The organism is Pseudomonas sp. FGI182 (genome assembly GCF_000511325.1).
GTDB lineage: Bacteria > Pseudomonadota > Gammaproteobacteria > Pseudomonadales > Pseudomonadaceae > Aquipseudomonas > Aquipseudomonas putida_Z.
This window is the reverse complement of record NZ_CP007012.1, coordinates 2592842-2609610: the sequence shown is the minus strand read 5'-3', so window position 1 is coordinate 2609610 and position 16769 is coordinate 2592842. Positions and strand designations below refer to the sequence as shown.

The following is a 16769-nucleotide window of genomic DNA, read 5'->3' as shown; positions in this document are numbered from 1 at the left end:
ACACTCGACCCTATTCTGTCGCCACATCCCCTGCGCCGCACCGGCCGGTGCGGTTCACGGCATGGGGAGAGAACAACAAGTCGAGATCGTCCATGTCGAACCATTCGTACTTCGCCCCCCACGGTGGGCACCCGGCTCAGACCGAGCTGCTGACTGACCGTGCCATGTTCACCGAAGCCTATGCCGTCATCCCCAAGGGCGTGATGCGTGACATCGTCACCAGCCACCTGCCGTTCTGGGACAAGATGCGCATGTGGGTCATTGCCCGCCCGCTGACCGGTTTTGCCGAAACCTTCTCCCAGTACATCGTCGAAGTGGCCCCGGAAGGCGGCAGCGAGCGCCCTGAGCTGGACCCGAACGCCGAAGCCGTGGTGTTCATCGTCGAAGGCGAACTGGACATCACCGTCGAAGGCAAGCACCACACCCTGGTTCCGGGCGGCTACGCCTTCCTGGCCCCGGGCGCCGAGTGGAGCCTGCGTAACAACAGCAAGTCCAACGTCACCTTCCACTGGCTGCGCAAGCACTACCAGAAGGTCGAAGGCCTGGACGTTCCCGAGTCGTTCGTCACCCACCGTGACAACGCCACCGTCATCGAGATGCCGGGCACCGAAGGCCGCTGGGTCACCACCCGCTTCGTCGACATGGCCGACATGCGCCACGACATGCACGTGAACATCGTCACCTTCCAGCCGGGCGGTGTGATCCCGTTCGCCGAGACCCACGTGATGGAACACGGCCTGTACGTGCTGGAAGGCAAGGCGGTGTACCGCCTGAACCAGGACTGGGTCGAAGTGGAAGCCGGCGACTTCATGTGGCTGCGCGCCTTCTGCCCGCAAGCCTGCTACGCCGGCGGCCCAGGCAAGTTCAGCTACCTGCTGTACAAGGACGTGAACCGTCACGTGCACCTGACGCTCAACCCTAAGCGTTAAGCCCAGGCTGATGCCCGCAAGCCCGCCAACCTGGCGGGCTTTCTGTTTGCCGCGCATACTGAAACACCCACCCCCCGCGCGGTACCAGCCATGAACCGCTGCCTGCTGCTCGCCGCCCTGCTGCTCTGCACCCCCGCCCCGGCCGCCGATGACTGGAACCTGGCCTACGACCGCGAAGGCATCCGCGTTTACCTGAGCGCCGCCCCCGACTCGCCCTACCAGCAATTCCGTGGTGTCAGCACCATGAAAGCCAGCGTTCGCACGCTCACCGACCTGCAGGAGAACCTGCGGGTGGCCTGCAAGTGGCTGTACGCCTGCGCCGAGATGCGCTTGCTGGATGTGCAGGGCGAAAACACCTGGGTGTACCTGACCACCAACCTGCCGTGGCCGACAATGCCGCGGGACATCGTGCTGAAGGTCACCACCGAACGCCTGGACGACGGCACGCTGTTGCGCCACCTGAGCGCCGAGCCAGACAGGATCCCCAAGGTAGATGGGCTGATCCGTGTGCAGCAGCTCAACGGCGAGTGGCGGATGAAACCGCTGGGTGAGCGCAGGACCGAAGTGACCTACCAACTGCAGGCCGACCCTGCGGGGGATGTGCCGGGGTGGCTGGCCAACCGGTTTGTGGTGGATGCACCCGTGGTGACATTGCGGACCTTGCGGGCGGTGGCCGAGCGCCAGCCTTGAAATGCCTGCACGGCCCTATCGCCGACAAGCCACGCCCCCACTCCGATCGCGCCGCTCTCAAGGGCAGAGAACTGATTCGCAAGCGGTCCTCGCACCCTGTGGGAGCGGCTTCAGCCGCGAAGAATCCAACGCGGTGGATGGCACCGGCTGCGCCGGTGTTCGCGGGTAAACCCGCTCCCACAGGGATTTGCACAAGCCTTCAGATTTGCGCAAGACAGTTTCCACCGGCAGCATCACGGCCCTTCCGGGCTACCGCCATCGCGCTTTTTCTGCCACTGTGCCCGCGCGGCGCGGACCAGCGCGCCGCGCCTGGCCAGGACGTCACATGAAAACACAAGAAAATGGCAACACGCACAAAGGCTACCGGCGCATCATCCCGTCGATGACCGCGCTGCTCGAATTCGAAGCGGTAGCCCGCCACACCAGTTTCACCCTGGCCGCCCAGGAGCTGGGCGTCACCCAGGCCGCGGTCAGCAAGCAGGTCAGGCAGCTTGAAGAAAACCTCGGCCGCCAACTGTTCCAGCGCCTGCACCGCGGCATCCGCCTGACCAGCGAGGGCCAGGCGCTGTACGCGGTGGTTTCCGATTCCATGCAGAAGATCGCCTCGGTCTTCGACCGCCTCAGCGAAGGCGACAGCGAACAGGAACTGGTGCTCAGCTCCACCGCCACCTTCTCCCAGTTGCGGGTGATGCCGCGCCTGGGCAGCCTGCGCAGCGCCCTGCCCCAGGTGCGTCTGCGCCTGGCCACGCAGATGTTCACCGGCGACCTGCGCAACCACGATGTCGACCTGCTGGTGCGCTATGGCAATGGCCGCTGGGAAGACGGCATTGCCCTGCACCTGTTCGATGAAGAGATCTTCCCGGTGTGCTCGCCGGCCTGGCTGGCGCACAACCCGCTGCCGGACTCGCTGGAGGCGCTGTACCGGGCCGACCTGCTGGACGCCGATGCCACCACCGAAGGCTGGATGACCTGGCCCACCTGGTTCCGGGCACTGGGCGGCAACCCGCCGAAGCTGCACTACAACCTGCGCTGCCAGCTGTATACCGACACCATCCAGGGCGCACTGCATGGGCATGGCGTGGCACTGGGCTGGGGGCGCATGCTCGACCACCTGTTGGCGTCCGGCGAGCTGGTGCGCCTGACCGACCTGGTGGTGCGGCCGCGTGAGGCCTATTACCTGGTAGTGCCTCACGGGCGCACCACCACCCCGACCATTCTGCGGCTGGTGGACTGGCTGCGCGACAATTTGCCCACCGCATGATCGGTTCACGCTGTAGGAGCGGCCTTGTGTCGCGACAGGGCTGCAAGGCAGCCCCAAGGCTCAGCGCAGATGCACAAATTTCTGGGGCTGCTTTGCAGCCCTGTCGCGACACAAGACCGCTCCTACAAGGGCCGGTGCAAGCCGAGGCGTCAGGCCGCCGTGGCTGTCTGCGGCCGGGAGCAAGCCCTGGCTCTGCGCCGATAGGCCAGCAACAGGCCTGCGTACCACAGCGGCATCACGTACAGCGCGGTGCGGGTGTCCGGCTCCAGCGCCAGCAGGCACAGCACGAAGATCAGGAACAGCTGCGACAGCGCAGCGGTGACCTTGCCACCAGGCAGCTTGAACGTCGACTGCTCATGCGCCTGCGGATCCTGCCGGCGATAGGCGAAGTAGGACAGCAGGATCAGCGACCAGGTAACGATGATCATCACCGCGGAAATAGTCGACACCAGGGTGAACACGGTCATCACCTCGGGGATCACGAACAGCAGCGTCAGTGCGATCGCCATGCAAACCCCCGAGAACACCAGCGCGCGTACCGGCGTACCCGAGCCCGACAACCGCCCGAACGCCAGCGGCGCCTGCTGCTGGTGCGACAGGCCGTAGAGCATCCGCGAGCCGGAGTACACGCCACTGTTGGCCGACGAGGCCGCAGAGGTCAGCACCACGAAGTTGATGATGCCAGCGGCAGCGGGCAACCCACCCAGCAGGAACAGTTCGACGAACGGGCTGCGATTGGCCGGCACATTGGCCCAGGAGATGACACTGATGATGCATACCAGCGAGCAGATGTAGAACAGCAGGATACGCACCGGGATGGTGTTGATGGCCTTGGGCAAGGTCCGCTCCGGGTCCTTGGCCTCCGCGGCTGCAGTACCGATCAGCTCGGTACCGACAAAGGAAAATATGGCGATCTGAAACCCGGCGAGAAAGCCGAGGATGCCATGCGGCATGACCACGCCCGGGGCCACCAGGTGGCTGAACGAGGCGGTCACCCCGGCCGGCGAGGTGTAGGACGTGGCGACCATCACCAGGCCGGTTACCACCAGCAGCACGATGGCCACGATCTTGATCAGGCCGAACCAGAACTCCACCTCGCCGAACGCTTTCACCGCCAGCATGTTCAGCCCCAGCAGCAGGAACATGGTGGCGAATGCCGGTAGCCAGGTGGGCACATCCGGGTACCAGTACTGCACGAACCCCGCCACGACCACCACATCGCCCACCGCCGCGACCACCCAACTCAGCCAGTACGACCAGCTGAGGATGTAACCGGCCCTTGGCCCCAGATAGTTGTGCACCAGGTCGGCGAACGATTCCATCTGCAGGTTGGCCAGCAGCATCTCGCCCATGGCCCGCATGACGCAGAACACGAAAAAGCCGATGATGGCGTACACCAGGATGATCGATGTGCCGGACAGCGCAATGATCTTGCCCGAGCCCATGAACAGGCCGGTGCCAATGGCGCCACTGATCGAAATAAGCTGGATATGCCGGTTTTCCAGCCGGCGTTTGAGCACGCGGCCATCTTCCGGAACTGCGCTTTGCGCGTTGCACGTTTGCTGCATAGTTGACCTCTTATTCTTTTTTTGTAAAACCTCAGCGCCCCGCACCGCACCAGTTAGTTGGTACTCAAGTGCAGGCTTTTAGTCATTCAAGACTGTCGAAGCGTGGGTATTGACACAGATGAAGAACAGTTCCCGATGCAACTTCGCAGCGGGCTTACTTATTCTATTGAAACGCACCAGAGTGGCGCGCCCGATACAGTCCCGCGAAAGCCGTTTCATTCTGCCAGCGGCCCGGGTCAAGCGGAACGCTACAGAATGCACACAGCCAAACGGATTTTGTGCAGTGTGAAAAGCCTGGGTGACAGTTTGCACAATGCACCTGCCACAAGGCCTGACCCAGCGGTCACATCTTGTAGGTAGAGAGCAGGATGCTGGTCTCGGTGTTTTCGATGTGCGGTATCGAGCGGATGGTGTTCAACGCCCGGTCGAAGGCCTCGAGGGTGTCGGCACGCAGCTCTGCCATCAGGTCCCAGCGGCCATTGGTGGTATGAATGGCCACCACGTTGGGATGCCCACGCAGCGCGTGCTTGACCTCTGCGGCGTGGTGGCCGCTGATGCCGATGCTGGTGATGGCCCGCACACCCTGCTCCAGCGCATCGGAGCGCAGGCGTACCGTGTAGCCGATGATCACGCCCTGCTCTTCGAGCCGGGTGATGCGGTTTTGCACGGTTGCCCTGGCCACCTTGAGCTTCTTCGCCAGGGTCAGCACGGGGGTGCGCGCGTTGTCCCGCAACAGCGCAATCAGTTCCCGATCGATAGTATCCATAGATGCCTGCCAAATAATCAGATTGCTATTTTGGGGTGGCAGATTGTCTAGAAAGTTGATGAAACTGGCAACCTGCTCTCTTCATCTTGACGCAACCTTTCATCAAAATGTTCATGCCACTTCAACAATCTCAAGCGTTCATCCCGCAGGCCACTGGGGTGAGAGCGCAATAATAAGGTGCAAGAGCATGACGTATTTCATTGATGTTCCAACCATGTCGGACTTGGTACATGACATTGGCGTAGCGCCGTTCATCGGCGAACTGGCCGCAGCCATTCGCGAAGATTACAAGCGCTGGCAGGAGTTTGATAAATCCGCGCGTGTTGCCAGCCATTCGGAAGTCGGCGTGATCGAACTGATGCCGGTCGCCGACAACAGCCGTTATGCCTTCAAATACGTCAATGGCCACCCGGCCAACACCGCCCGCGACCTGCATACGGTGATGGCCTTCGGCGTGCTGGCCGATGTCGACACCGGCTACCCGGTGCTGCTGTCCGAACTGACCATCGCCACCGCCCTGCGCACTGCGGCCACCTCGCTGATGGCAGCGCAGGCGCTGGCCCGGCCGAGCTCGCGCAAGATGGCGCTGATCGGCAACGGTGCGCAAAGCGAATTCCAGGCACTGGCCTTCCACAAGCACCTGGGCATCGAAGAAATCGTCGCCTACGACACCGACCCGCTGGCCACCGCCAAGCTGATCGCCAACCTCAAGGAATACAGCGGCCTGACCATCCGCCGTGCCGGTTCGGTGGCAGAAGCGGTGAAAGGCGTGGACATCATCACCACGGTGACCGCCGACAAGGCCTACGCCACCATCATCACCCCCGACATGCTCGAACCCGGCATGCACCTGAATGCCGTGGGTGGCGACTGCCCGGGCAAGACCGAGCTGCATGCCGATGTGCTGCGTAGCGCTCGGGTGTTCGTCGAGTACGAGCCGCAAACCCGCATCGAAGGTGATATCCAGCAGTTGCCGGCGGACTTCCCGGTGGTCGACCTGTGGCGCGTGCTGCGCGGTGAGACCGAGGGCCGCCAGAGTGACGCCCAGGTCACCGTGTTCGACTCGGTGGGCTTCGCCCTGGAAGACTACACCGTACTACGGTACGTACTACAGCAGGCCGAAAAACGCGGCATGGGCAGCAAGATCGACCTGGTGCCTTGGGTGGAGGACGACCCAAAGGACCTGTTCAGCCATACCCGCGGTCGCGCTGCCAAAAGCCGCATCCGACGCGTTGCCTAACCCTGCTCCCAACCTGGTATTTCACATGGCATTTCCAACGCGTTCCATTCAGGCACCTGCAGCAGTGGTCATGGTCAGGCCGCATGCCTTCACCCCCAACCCGGAAACCGCAGCCGACAACTCGTTCCAGCGCAGCAACCCAGACATCGCCGCCCAGGCCCTGGCCGAGGTGGCACGCGATGAAGTCACCCAGGCCGCCGGCCGGCTCGAAGCCGAGGGCGTGCGGGTGCATCTGTTCGACGACTTCGGTGAGCACAACACCCCCGACTCGGTATTCCCCAACAACTGGTTCTCCACCCACCCCGGGGGGCACATCGCGATCTACTCGATGTACTCGCGCAACCGCCGCCGCGAACGGCGCGCCGATGTGATCGAGATGCTCAAGCATGAGTACCGGGTGCAGGATGTGATCGACTATTCGGGGCTGGAGCAGGACGAACTGTTCCTTGAAGGGACCGGCGCCATGGTCTTCGACCACCTGTCGCGGGTGGCCTATACCGCGCGCTCCAACCGCGCCGACCCGATTGCCCTGGAGCGTTTCAGTACGCACTTCAACTTCGAGCCGATGGTGTTCGACACCGCCGATGAACAAGGCACGCCGATCTACCACACCAATGTGCTGATGTGCGTGGCGACGGAGTTTGCGCTGGTGGGCTTTGGCACCTTCACCAACAAGGCGCGGGCCGAGGAAGTGCGCATGCGCCTGCTTGAGTCGGGCCGCGATGTGATCGACCTGAGCAACCGGCAGATCAGCCAGTTCGCCGGCAATGCCATCGAACTGTCCGGGCGTGACGGGCGCATCCTGGCGCTGTCACGCAAGGCCTTCGACAGCCTGACCGGCGAACAGCGCCAGCGCATCGAACGCTCGGCGCGGCTGGTGCCACTCGATGTGCCGACCATCGAGATGGCAGGGGGCTCGGTGCGCTGCATGATTGCCGGGATACACCTTTCGCCAAGAATGACAGCTGCCTGCGCCTGACCCACGACCTTACTGGCTGACGCGGCCCTTGTAGGAGCGGCCTTGTGTCGCGAAAGGGCCGCACAGCGGCCCCGGCAATCTCTGCAGCGACGCTGAAACCTGGGGCTGCTGCGCAGCCCTTTCGCGACACCAGGCCGCTCCTACAAGGGATCGCGTGAGATTGTAAAATCCTGCATCGCCGCACAGATCGTCAGATCCCGCCACCTGCCAGCAATTGCGTCATCACCTCGGCCAACGCCTTGACCATCACATCCGCCGTCGGCCGGTGGACGATGACGATTTCGTAGCTGTCGACTTCCGGCAACCCTTGCCCTGCCCCCAGCACCCGGTGCTCGCCAGTGGCCGCCCGTGGCGGCAGCAGGCTGATACCCATGCCATCAGCGACCGCTGCCTGGATGCCGCTGAGGCTGGAGCTGGTGAAGCTGATGCGCCAACGCCGGCCCATGCCTTCGATGGCGGTGATCATGTCGTCGCGGTACAGGCCGCGGGGCGGGAAGGTCACCAGCGGGACCGGGTCCAGTTCGAAGGCGGGCGTGCGCGCGCTGTCGATCCACTGCAGGCGTTCGGGCCAGCAGGCCACGCCTTCGCGGCTGTTGCGCCGCTGCTTGAGCAACACCAGGTCGAGCTCACCGTTGTCGTAGGCCTGGCTGAGGTCGCGGCACAGGCCGCTGGTCACTTCCAGCTTCACCTGCGGGTGCAGCCGGCTGAACGCCGACAATGCATTGGTAGTACGCCCGCCCACGAAGTCCTCGGGCACGCCAAGGCGCACGGTCATGCCAACCATCGCCCCGGCCAAGGCTTCGAGCATCTGGTCGTTGAGGGCCAGCATGTGCCGGGCATAGCCGAGCAGGGTCTGCCCGGCGTCGGTCGGCAGCACGTCGCGATTGCCACGCACCAGCAGGCGGTGGCCAACCATATCCTCCAGGCGGCGCACCTTCTGGCTGATGGTCGATTGGGTGGAGTGCAGGCGGGCAGCAGCCGTGGTGAAGCTGCCGCAATCGGCCACCACGACAATGGCACGCAACAGGTCGAGGTCGAACAGGGCCCTATTCGATTTCACGCTGATTGACATCTTGATATTCAACTTCTGAATGGCAAGACTGACTTCTACCACGCCAACTGCTGCACCGCAACGCGCACCGCTAGTCGCCGACTGCCACGCCTTCGCGCCGCGGGTCGGCACCACCCGACCAACCCTCGCCACTGCGCTGGATGATCTGCATGCCACTGGTCATGATCATCGGCGTCACCTCATGCCCCCAGGCTGCCAACTGGCGGATCAGTGCCGGGCTGGCCAACCCCCCCTCTACTTCGGTGCCGGCATTGCGGCTGCCGAAGTTGGGCAGGCCGGCGGCCTGCTGCGGGTCGAGCTGCCAATCCAGCAGGCCAATCAGCGCCTTGTTCACGTAGCCGATGATCTGCGAGCCACCGGGCGAGCCCAGGCTGGCCACCAGCTCGCCGGAAGCTTGCGAGAACACCAGGGTCGGCGCCATGGCCGACAGAGGCCGCTTGCCCGGTTGCACCCGGTTGGCCACGGGCTTGCCTTGTTCCCGGGGGATGAACGAGAAGTCGGTCAGGTGGTTGTTGAGCAAAAAGCCCTTGACCATCAGGTGCGAGCCGAACGCCGCTTCCACCGAAGTGGTCATGGCCAGGGCCTGGCCGCGGTCGTCCACCGCGCTGAGGTGCGAGGTGGATATGCGCAGCGGCGACCGGTCAGGCGCCAGGGCCAGATCGGCCCCCTGCGGCTGGCCCGGGCGGGCGCGTTTCATGCTGTACTCGCCGACCTGCGCAGCGCGGCTGGCCAGGTATGCGGAGTCGGTCAGGGCCTTGAGCGGCACCGGCACGTAATCGCTGTCGGCCAGGTACTGGGCGCGGTCGGCATAGGCCAGGCGCTCGGCCTCGGCAACCAGGTGCACAGCCAGCGGCGGGGCTTCCAGCCCGGCAACCGACGAAGTACGCAGCGGCCGCATGGCGGCAAGGTCGCGCTGTGGCGAAGCCCGTTGCAGTGCCTCCAGGATGCCCAGGGTCTGCAGCACCGTCACCCCGCCCGACGACGGCGGCGGCATGCCACAAATGCGCCAGGCCTTGTAGGGGCCGCACAGCGGCTCGCGCATCTTGGCCCGGTATTGCTGCATATCCTGCAACGACAGGTAGCCGGCATTGGCATGGCTGCGCACCTTGGCGACGATGGCTTCGGCGATCTCGCCGCTGTAGAACACTTCAGGGCCGTGCGCAGCAATCTGCTCGAAGGTTTGCGCAAGCTCGGGGTTGCGCAAGGTAGCCCCCACCGCCAGCGGCTTGCCCTGCTCATCCAGGAAGTAACGGGCCATGGCCGGTGAACGGGCAATGAACGGGTCGCCCGCCACCAGCGTGTGAAGGCGTTCGGAAACCGCGAAACCGTTACGTGCCAGCGCAATGGCCGGGGCGAACAGGTCGCGCCAGGGCAGCTTGCCGTGCTGCTCATGGGCCAGCTTCAGGGCACGCAGAACTCCCGGTACGCCCACCGAACGCCCGCCGATCTGCGCCGCCCTGAATGGCATCGGTGAACCATCGGCTTGCAGGAACAGGTTTTCCGTCACCGCCGCCGGGGCTGCCTCGCGGCCATCGAACGCCTGTACGCGCTGCCCATCCCAGTAGAGGATGAACGCCCCGCCGCCAATGCCGCTGGATTGCGGTTCGACCAGGGTCAGCACCATCTGCATGGCGATGGCCGCGTCGATGGCGCTGCCACCGGCACGCAGCATCGCCCGCCCCGCTTCGCTGGCCAGCGGGTTGGCGGCGGCGGCCATGTGCCGGCTGGCATGCACCGGCTGCAGGCCAGTACGGTAGCCGGAGGCCAGTTCCGGTGGTGCGGGCAGCACCTGGTCGGCACAGGCCCAGCCACTGGCAGCTACCAGGCACAAGGCGCCCATCAGGGGGGTGGAGAATGTCATCGTTGTGCTTCCTGCCATTACCTATTCAGCAAGGCACTGTCTGTCATGCGCAAACTTAACTTCAAGCCCTGGCGTGTTTTTTCTAGGATGCGGGCAGGTCATCGAGGAGCCTGCCCCATGCGTTCACTACTTGCTGCGATGCTGTTCGCCCTGTGCACCAGCCTTGCCGCCCACGCCGAGAGCACTGCCATGGACAACCGCCTGCACGACGCTGCCCGTCACGATGATGTGCGCACCCTGCAACAACTGCTGGCACAAGGTGCGCAGCTGGAGAGCCGTGACGAGCAAGGGCGCACTGCCCTGCTGGTGGCTACCCATGGCAACCAGGTTGCGGCCGCGAAAGCGCTGATCGAGGCCGGTGCCGATGTGAATGCCAAGGACAACATCGACGACAGCCCGTACCTGTATGCCGGGGCGCGTGGCCTGAACGACATCCTGCGGCTGACCTTGAGCCACGGTGCCGACCTCAAGAGCACCAACCGGTATGGAGGCACTGCGCTGATACCCGCCGCCGAACGCGGGCATGTCGAGACCGTGCAGCTGCTGATCGATGCCGGGGTGGACGTGAACCATCTCAACCGCCTGCACTGGACTGCGCTGCTGGAGGCGGTGATCCTCGGTGACGGCGGGCCGCGGCATGTTGAGATCGTGCGCCGGCTACTGGCGGCCGGGGCGGATCGGCAGATTGCCGACAAGGATGGGGTGACCGCGCTGGAGCATGCGCGGCAGCGGGGGTATCGGGAGATGGAGGCGTTACTGGCCCGCTAGGCAATGCTGGCTTTCGAATGCCGGGGCTGCTTTGCAGCCCAATCGCGACGCAAGGCCGCTCCCACATGTAATCGTTTGCGTCACAGGCGCTGCTGTACCTGTGGGAGCGGCCTTGTGTCGCGATTGGGCCGCAAAGCGGCCCCAGCAATTTTGCAGGAATGCGAAGACCCTGGGGGCGCTTCGCACCCCTTTCGCGACACAAGGCCGCTCCTACAGGTCAGGCGACTTCTTCGAACGGCAGCCCTACATAGTTCTCGGCAATGTTCACCAACCCCGCCGGCGAGGTCAGGAAGTACTCGCGGTCGGCCTCCTGCATCTTCTGGTCCCAGGCGTCCTTGTGGCTGCCGAAGTCATGCAGCAGCTGGGTCATGAACCAGCTGAAACGCTCGCCTTTCCACACCCGGCGCAGGGCCAGCGGCGAATACTGCTGCAGCAGGTCGGTGCGCCCTTCGCGGTACACCTTGACCAGTATGCGGTACAGGTAGTTGACGTCCGATGCCGCCAGGTTCAGGCCCTTGGCGCCGGTCGGCGGGACGATATGCGCAGCATCCCCGACAAGGAACAGCTGGCCATACTGCATCGGCTCGACCACCAGGCTGCGCAGCGGCGCGATGCTCTTCTCCAGCGCCGGGCCGGTGACCAGGCGCGCAGCCACGTCTTCGGGCAAGCGTGCCTTCAGTTCCCCCCAGAAGCGCTCGTCGGACCACGCCTCCACCTGCTCTTCCAGCGGGACCTGCAGGTAGTAGCGGCTACGGGTGTGCGAACGCTGGCTGCACAGCACGAAACCGCGTTCGTGGTGGGCGTAGATCAGTTCGTGGTTGACCGGTGGCGTGTCTGACAGCATGCCCAGCCAGCCAAACGGGTAGACCCGCTCGTACTGCTTGAGGATGCCTTCGGGGATGCTCTGCCGCGAGACACCGTGGAAGCCGTCACAACCGGCAATGTAGTCGCAGTCCACCCGGTGCACCTGGCCGTCTTTTTCATAGGTCAGGTAGGGCCGTTCGCCCTTGAGTTCGTGCGGCTGGACATTGCTTGCCGAATAGATGATCGGCGCGCCGCTGGCTTCACGTGCCTGCATCAGGTCACGGGTGACTTCGGTCTGGCCGTATACCATCACCGTCTTGCCACCGGTCAGGGCCTTGAGGTCCAGGCGTTGGCGGCGCCCGCCGACCAGCAGTTCGACACCCTCGTGTACCAGGCCTTCACGGTCCATGCGCTCGGCCACACCGGCTTCACGCAGCAGGTCGACCGTGCCTTGCTCCAGCACCCCGGCACGGATGCGGCCAAGCACGTATTCGGGCGTCTGGCGTTCGACGATGACCGTATCGATACCGGCCTTGTACAGCAGTTGACCCAGCAGCAGGCCAGACGGACCTGCACCAATAATTGCTACCTGAGTTTTCATTGTTGTTGTCTCTGTGCGGACGATGCCGGCCCTGGACTGGCAGTGGGGCGGCATCTGCTGTTAGGGTTTGCCCGTGCATTTTTACTGGCAAAAACAGCCATTGAAGTGTGCTATTCCATGCATAACCTGCACTTTTACAAAAAACGTTCGATTAACGGACAGGCCTGCACGCATGAAATCCACCCTCCCCGGCGTCCCCTTGTTCAAGCTGTATGGCGAAAACCAGGCCTGGCCCGGCACCGACCTGCTGCACTGCGAGTCGATCCCGGCGCGTAGCCGTTTGCACCACTGGGAAATCAAGCCGCACCAGCATGCCGAGCTGTTCCAGTTGCTGTATGTGCAACGCGGCCGGGCCGAGGTGGAGGTCGAGGGGGTGCGCAGCGCCATCAGCGAAGCGGCGATCCAGGTGGTGCCGCCGATGACCGTGCACGGCTTTCGCTTCAGCGCCGATATCCAGGGGCATGTGCTGACCTTCGGCACGGCACTGGTGGCCAACCTGGAGCAGCGCCTGGGCGCGCCGCTGGCGGTGCTGGCGAAGGCGGCGTGTTACCCGCTGGGCCGGGACCGGGTGCACCTGCGCAGCCTGATCGAGACCCTGCAGCAGGAGTACCAGGGCAACGCCCCGGCGCGGGCGGCACTGCTCGAGGCGCTGGTGACGGCGCTGATGGTGTGGATCAGCCGCCGCCAACAGCTGGGGCAGGCGCCGCGCAACCGCGATGAACGCGACCGCCAGTTGCTGGGGCAGTACCTGCGCCTGGTCGAGGCGCATTACCGTGAGCACCTGTCGGTGGAGGACTTTGCCGCGCGGCTGAATATTCCGAGTTTGCAGCTGAACCAGCTGTGCCGGGCGCTGAGTGGGCAGACCGCGCTGCAGGTGGTGCACCAGCGGTTGCTGCTGGAGGCGCGGCGCAACCTGATCTATACGCGGATGAGCATTGGGCAGTTGTCGGATAGCCTGGGCTTTACCGACCCCACCTATTTTGCCCGGTGGTTCAAGCGGTTGAGTGGGCAGACACCGAATGGGTATCGCAGGTTGGGGTTGTCTGAGTAATTTTTTCGCCTGTGCTGGCTTCTTCGCGGGTGAACCCGCTCCCACAGGGACGGCGGTGCCCTCAAGGCCTGTCCACTTCCTGTGGGAGCGGGTTTACCCGCGAAGAGGCCGGCACAGGCAACACACATCCCGCGCCCCCTGCTTGACGTATACGTCAACCTGCCCTCAGGATACCCGCATACCCCACGCCGAGCCCCAGCATGAGCACCCAGACCTACAGCATCTCCGACCTGTCCCGCGAGCTGGACATCACTACCCGCGCCATCCGCTTCTATGAGGAACAGGGCCTGCTGAGCCCCGAGCGCCGTGGCCTGGAGCGTATCTATTCGGCGCGTGACAAGGTCAGCCTGAAGCTCATCCTGCGCGGCAAGCGCATCGGCTTTTCGCTGGCCGAATGCCGCGAGCTGATCGAGCTGTACGACCCCTCCAGCGGCAACCTCAAGCAGCTCAACAGCATGCTGGCGAAAATCGCCGAGCGCCGCGCCCAGCTGGAACAGCAGATGCTCGACATCCACCAGATGCAGCTGGAGCTGGACACCGCCCAGGAGCGCTGCGAACAAGCCCTGGCCGCCACCCTGAACAACAAAGACAACCGCTGAACGCCACAGGAAACCCGCCATGTCCTTGCCCAAACACGTCCGCCTGGTCGAAGTAGGCCCCCGCGACGGCCTGCAGAACGAAGCCCAGCCCATCAGCGTCGCCGACAAGGTGCGCCTGGTGGACGACCTCACCGAGGCGGGCCTGGCCTATATCGAAGTGGGCAGTTTCGTCTCGCCCAAGTGGGTGCCGCAGATGGCCGGCTCCGCCGAAGTGTTCGCCGGCATCCAGCAGCGCCCGGGTGTCACCTATGCGGCGCTGGCCCCCAACCTGCGCGGTTTCGAGGACGCCCTGGCCGCCGGTGTGAAGGAAGTGGCGGTGTTCGCGGCCGCCTCCGAAGCCTTCTCGCAACGCAACATCAACTGCTCGATCAGCGAAAGCCTCAAGCGCTTCGAGCCGATCATGGAAGCCGCGCGCAACCACGGTGTGCGCGTGCGCGGCTATGTGTCGTGCGTGCTCGGCTGCCCCTATGAAGGCAAGGTCAGCGCCGAGCAGGTCGCCCCGGTGGCCCGTGCCCTGCACGACATGGGCTGCTACGAGGTATCGCTGGGCGACACCATCGGCACCGGCACCGCCGGCGAAACCCGGCGCCTGTTCGAGGTGGTCGCGGCACAGGTACCGCGCGAGCAACTGGCCGGGCACTTCCACGATACCTATGGCCAGGCCCTGGCCAACGTGTATGCCAGCCTGCTCGAAGGCATCAGCGTGTTCGACAGCTCGGTGGCCGGGCTGGGCGGCTGCCCCTATGCCAAAGGCGCTACCGGCAATATCGCCAGTGAAGACTTGGTGTACCTGCTGCAGGGGCTGGGCATTGAAACCGGCATCGACCTGGACCTGCTGATCGCCGCCGGCCGCCGCATCAGCAGTGTGCTGGGCCGCGACAACGGGTCGCGGGTAGCGCGGGCGCGCAGCGCGCAATAAGTCATACGGGTGTCACATTGGTGTGGGTGAAGTGTTACCGTCCCCACGTTTTGCAGCAAAAAATCGGGTAACAGGGAAACAAATCGGCAGAATTTCAGGCCGGTCGATTTCGACCAAAATCGCCAAGCGCTTGATTTTAAAGGGTTTGCAAAAGTTGGCACGCACCCTGCTATATCTCTGGCACAACAACAAAAAGAATGTGACACCCAATAAAAACAACAGGTAACGGCTCTGACATAACAAGAACAACACGGCAGAGGCGTAGCAAGCAGATTTTTTTGGAGTCGACACGCTTTTCAGGGGTACGCCCCGCGGTCTGGCACAGAACAATAAAACTACCTCCAGGTAGCGGCAGCCAGGTTCGGATCAGCAATGATGAAGGCAGGTCAGCGCTCAAAAAAATACGTTTGCTCTTGACCCCGCATGGGGGTCGCCCGCAACACCAGGACAGGCTGACAAAAACAACAACAGGCCGGTCCCAATAATAAAAAAAGAGCAGGCAACAACGCTTTGAGGGGAGCTTCGGCTCCCCTCAGTGCTTCCTGCCCTCTTCCTCCTCCTGCTTTCCCTCATCCTGCCCTTCGAGCTTGTCCACCAACAACGGCATCGTGCCCAGCACCAGCAGGGCCAGTATCGTGCTGATCAACGCCGTGGCTTCGCGGCCCATGCCGGCTGCCGTACCGATGGCGGCGGTCATCCACAACCCGGCGGCAGTGGTCAGGCCCTTCACATGGCTGGCGTCCTGGCCGTTACCCTTGAGAATGGTGCCCGCACCCAGAAAACCGATACCGGCGACAATGCCCTGGATCACCCGGCTCAGCGCCTGCTCATCGGCCCCGGCCATGCTCGGTGCCAGCACGAACAGCGCGGCGCCCAGCGAAACCAGCATATGCGTGCGCACCCCGGCGGCCTTGCCCTTGTGCTCGCGCTCGAAGCCCAGCACGGCGCCGAGCAGGGCTGCCATCAGCAGGCGTACGAGGATTTGCGTGACCTCGCGCTCGTCGGTGATATCGGCGAATTCGGCCTGGATTGCTTGCCAGATGAGGTCCATTGCTTTTTTCCCATGCTGAGCATTGTGTTGTCAGGCCCGGCCTCTTCGCGGGTAAACCCGCTCCCACAGGTACTGCATTGCATTGAAACCTGTGCAAACCCTGTGGGAGCGGGTTTACCCGCGAAGAGGCCGGGCCTGCCATCTGCAAGGGTTGACCTCCGGGCAAATGACAAAGTGCCGCTCAGCTTCCGGATGCAGCAACCCGCCCTGCCCTGTGGTCCACCCCTGTAACCCCCAGGAGGACCACCCCATGCCCATTGAAATCGACGAAACCACCCGCCGCTGCACCCTGATCGCCGAAGACCTGCGCCTCGAGGGTGATGGCCCGTCCATCGAAATCGTCACCGACGAACAGCTGCGCATGTCCGTGGCCCTGCTCGCCGGCCAGCGTGTGCCCATCACCGAAGCCGAGGCCGATGCACTGACCGTGGCGGGTGCGGTGGATAGCCGCAGGCATCTGAAGGCCAGCACGCCAGGCTCGGTAATCTGAGGCCTGGCGGGGCCTGCCCGGAAATCTGATACGGTTTTTATCGCAAAATCTGAGCCTGTGCTGATAACAGCCTCAGGGCCATAGTGCTCATGCCTGATCGAGGCCTGATGAGCACCGAGC

At 63.8% G+C, this 16769-nt stretch carries 16 protein-coding genes; 10 read left to right on the top strand and 6 right to left on the bottom strand.

What is annotated here, in order from left to right; translation table 11 throughout:
* The first annotated feature begins 92 nt into the window (after nt 1–92).
* The 3 genes from C163_RS11530 to C163_RS11520 all read left to right on the top strand — a co-directional run bounded on the left by C163_RS11530 (nt 93) and on the right by C163_RS11520 (nt 2880).
* A complete protein-coding gene (locus C163_RS11530; protein ID WP_013972924.1) occupies nt 93–929 on the top strand; it encodes a bifunctional allantoicase/(S)-ureidoglycine aminohydrolase in 837 nt (278 codons plus the stop codon).
* Between the two features lie 90 nt (nt 930–1019).
* On the top strand, nt 1020–1619 hold the full coding sequence (locus C163_RS11525) for an START domain-containing protein (RefSeq protein WP_025338897.1): 600 nt from the start codon (nt 1020–1022) through the stop codon (nt 1617–1619).
* A 325-nt stretch (nt 1620–1944) separates the two neighbouring features.
* Nucleotides 1945–2880, top strand: coding sequence for a LysR substrate-binding domain-containing protein (locus C163_RS11520; RefSeq protein ID WP_025338896.1), 936 nt, complete (start codon nt 1945–1947; stop codon nt 2878–2880).
* Nucleotides 2881–3029: 149 nt separating this feature from the next.
* Here C163_RS11520 and C163_RS11515 read toward each other — a convergent pair whose 3' ends face one another.
* Nucleotides 3030–4448, bottom strand: a complete 1419-nt coding sequence (locus C163_RS11515) for an amino acid permease (protein WP_025338895.1) — start codon at nt 4446–4448, stop codon at nt 3030–3032.
* A 343-nt stretch (nt 4449–4791) separates the two neighbouring features.
* Nucleotides 4792–5214, bottom strand: coding sequence for an Lrp/AsnC family transcriptional regulator (locus tag C163_RS11510; RefSeq protein WP_012272037.1), 423 nt, complete (start codon nt 5212–5214; stop codon nt 4792–4794).
* A 187-nt stretch (nt 5215–5401) separates the two neighbouring features.
* Between C163_RS11510 and C163_RS11505 the strand changes: the two genes are divergently transcribed.
* On the top strand, nt 5402–6454 hold the full coding sequence (locus C163_RS11505; RefSeq protein ID WP_025338894.1) for an ornithine cyclodeaminase: 1053 nt from the start codon (nt 5402–5404) through the stop codon (nt 6452–6454).
* Between the two features lie 25 nt (nt 6455–6479).
* Nucleotides 6480–7433: a citrulline utilization hydrolase CtlX gene (ctlX, locus tag C163_RS11500; RefSeq protein WP_049866761.1), complete on the top strand. Its 954-nt coding sequence runs from the start codon at nt 6480–6482 to the stop codon at nt 7431–7433.
* 190 nt (nt 7434–7623) lie between these two features.
* On the opposite strand, the gene C163_RS11495 is transcribed toward ctlX, so the two are convergent.
* A complete protein-coding gene (locus C163_RS11495; protein WP_025338892.1) occupies nt 7624–8505 on the bottom strand; it encodes a LysR substrate-binding domain-containing protein in 882 nt (293 codons plus the stop codon).
* Nucleotides 8506–8575: 70 nt separating this feature from the next.
* Nucleotides 8576–10366, bottom strand: coding sequence for a gamma-glutamyltransferase (ggt, locus tag C163_RS11490; RefSeq protein ID WP_025338891.1), 1791 nt, complete (start codon nt 10364–10366; stop codon nt 8576–8578).
* Between the two features lie 117 nt (nt 10367–10483).
* Between ggt and C163_RS11485 the strand changes: the two genes are divergently transcribed.
* Nucleotides 10484–11134: an ankyrin repeat domain-containing protein gene (locus tag C163_RS11485; RefSeq protein WP_025338890.1), complete on the top strand. Its 651-nt coding sequence runs from the start codon at nt 10484–10486 to the stop codon at nt 11132–11134.
* A gap of 217 nt (nt 11135–11351) precedes the next feature.
* On the opposite strand, the gene pobA is transcribed toward C163_RS11485, so the two are convergent.
* Nucleotides 11352–12539 (bottom strand): 4-hydroxybenzoate 3-monooxygenase, encoded by a 1188-nt coding sequence (gene pobA / locus C163_RS11480; RefSeq protein WP_025338889.1) that lies wholly within the window; start codon nt 12537–12539, stop codon nt 11352–11354.
* Between the two features lie 172 nt (nt 12540–12711).
* Between pobA and C163_RS11475 the strand changes: the two genes are divergently transcribed.
* The 3 genes from C163_RS11475 to C163_RS11465 all read left to right on the top strand — a co-directional run bounded on the left by C163_RS11475 (nt 12712) and on the right by C163_RS11465 (nt 15108).
* Nucleotides 12712–13590, top strand: coding sequence for a helix-turn-helix domain-containing protein (locus tag C163_RS11475; RefSeq protein ID WP_025338888.1), 879 nt, complete (start codon nt 12712–12714; stop codon nt 13588–13590).
* A 200-nt stretch (nt 13591–13790) separates the two neighbouring features.
* Nucleotides 13791–14189 (top strand): MerR family DNA-binding transcriptional regulator, encoded by a 399-nt coding sequence (locus tag C163_RS11470; RefSeq protein WP_013972930.1) that lies wholly within the window; start codon nt 13791–13793, stop codon nt 14187–14189.
* A gap of 19 nt (nt 14190–14208) precedes the next feature.
* Nucleotides 14209–15108 carry a hydroxymethylglutaryl-CoA lyase gene (locus C163_RS11465; protein WP_025338887.1) on the top strand — a complete coding sequence of 300 codons (900 nt, stop codon included), beginning with the start codon at nt 14209–14211 and terminating at the stop codon, nt 15106–15108.
* A 532-nt stretch (nt 15109–15640) separates the two neighbouring features.
* Here the strand turns inward: C163_RS11465 and C163_RS11460 are convergent.
* Entirely contained in the window at nt 15641–16159 is a 519-nt protein-coding gene (locus C163_RS11460) for an MgtC/SapB family protein (protein ID WP_013972932.1), read from the bottom strand.
* 250 nt (nt 16160–16409) lie between these two features.
* On the opposite strand from C163_RS11460, the gene C163_RS11455 reads away from it, so the two are divergent.
* Nucleotides 16410–16649, top strand: a complete 240-nt coding sequence (locus tag C163_RS11455) for a DUF3203 family protein (RefSeq protein WP_025338886.1) — start codon at nt 16410–16412, stop codon at nt 16647–16649.
* Nucleotides 16650–16769 lie beyond the last annotated feature (120 nt).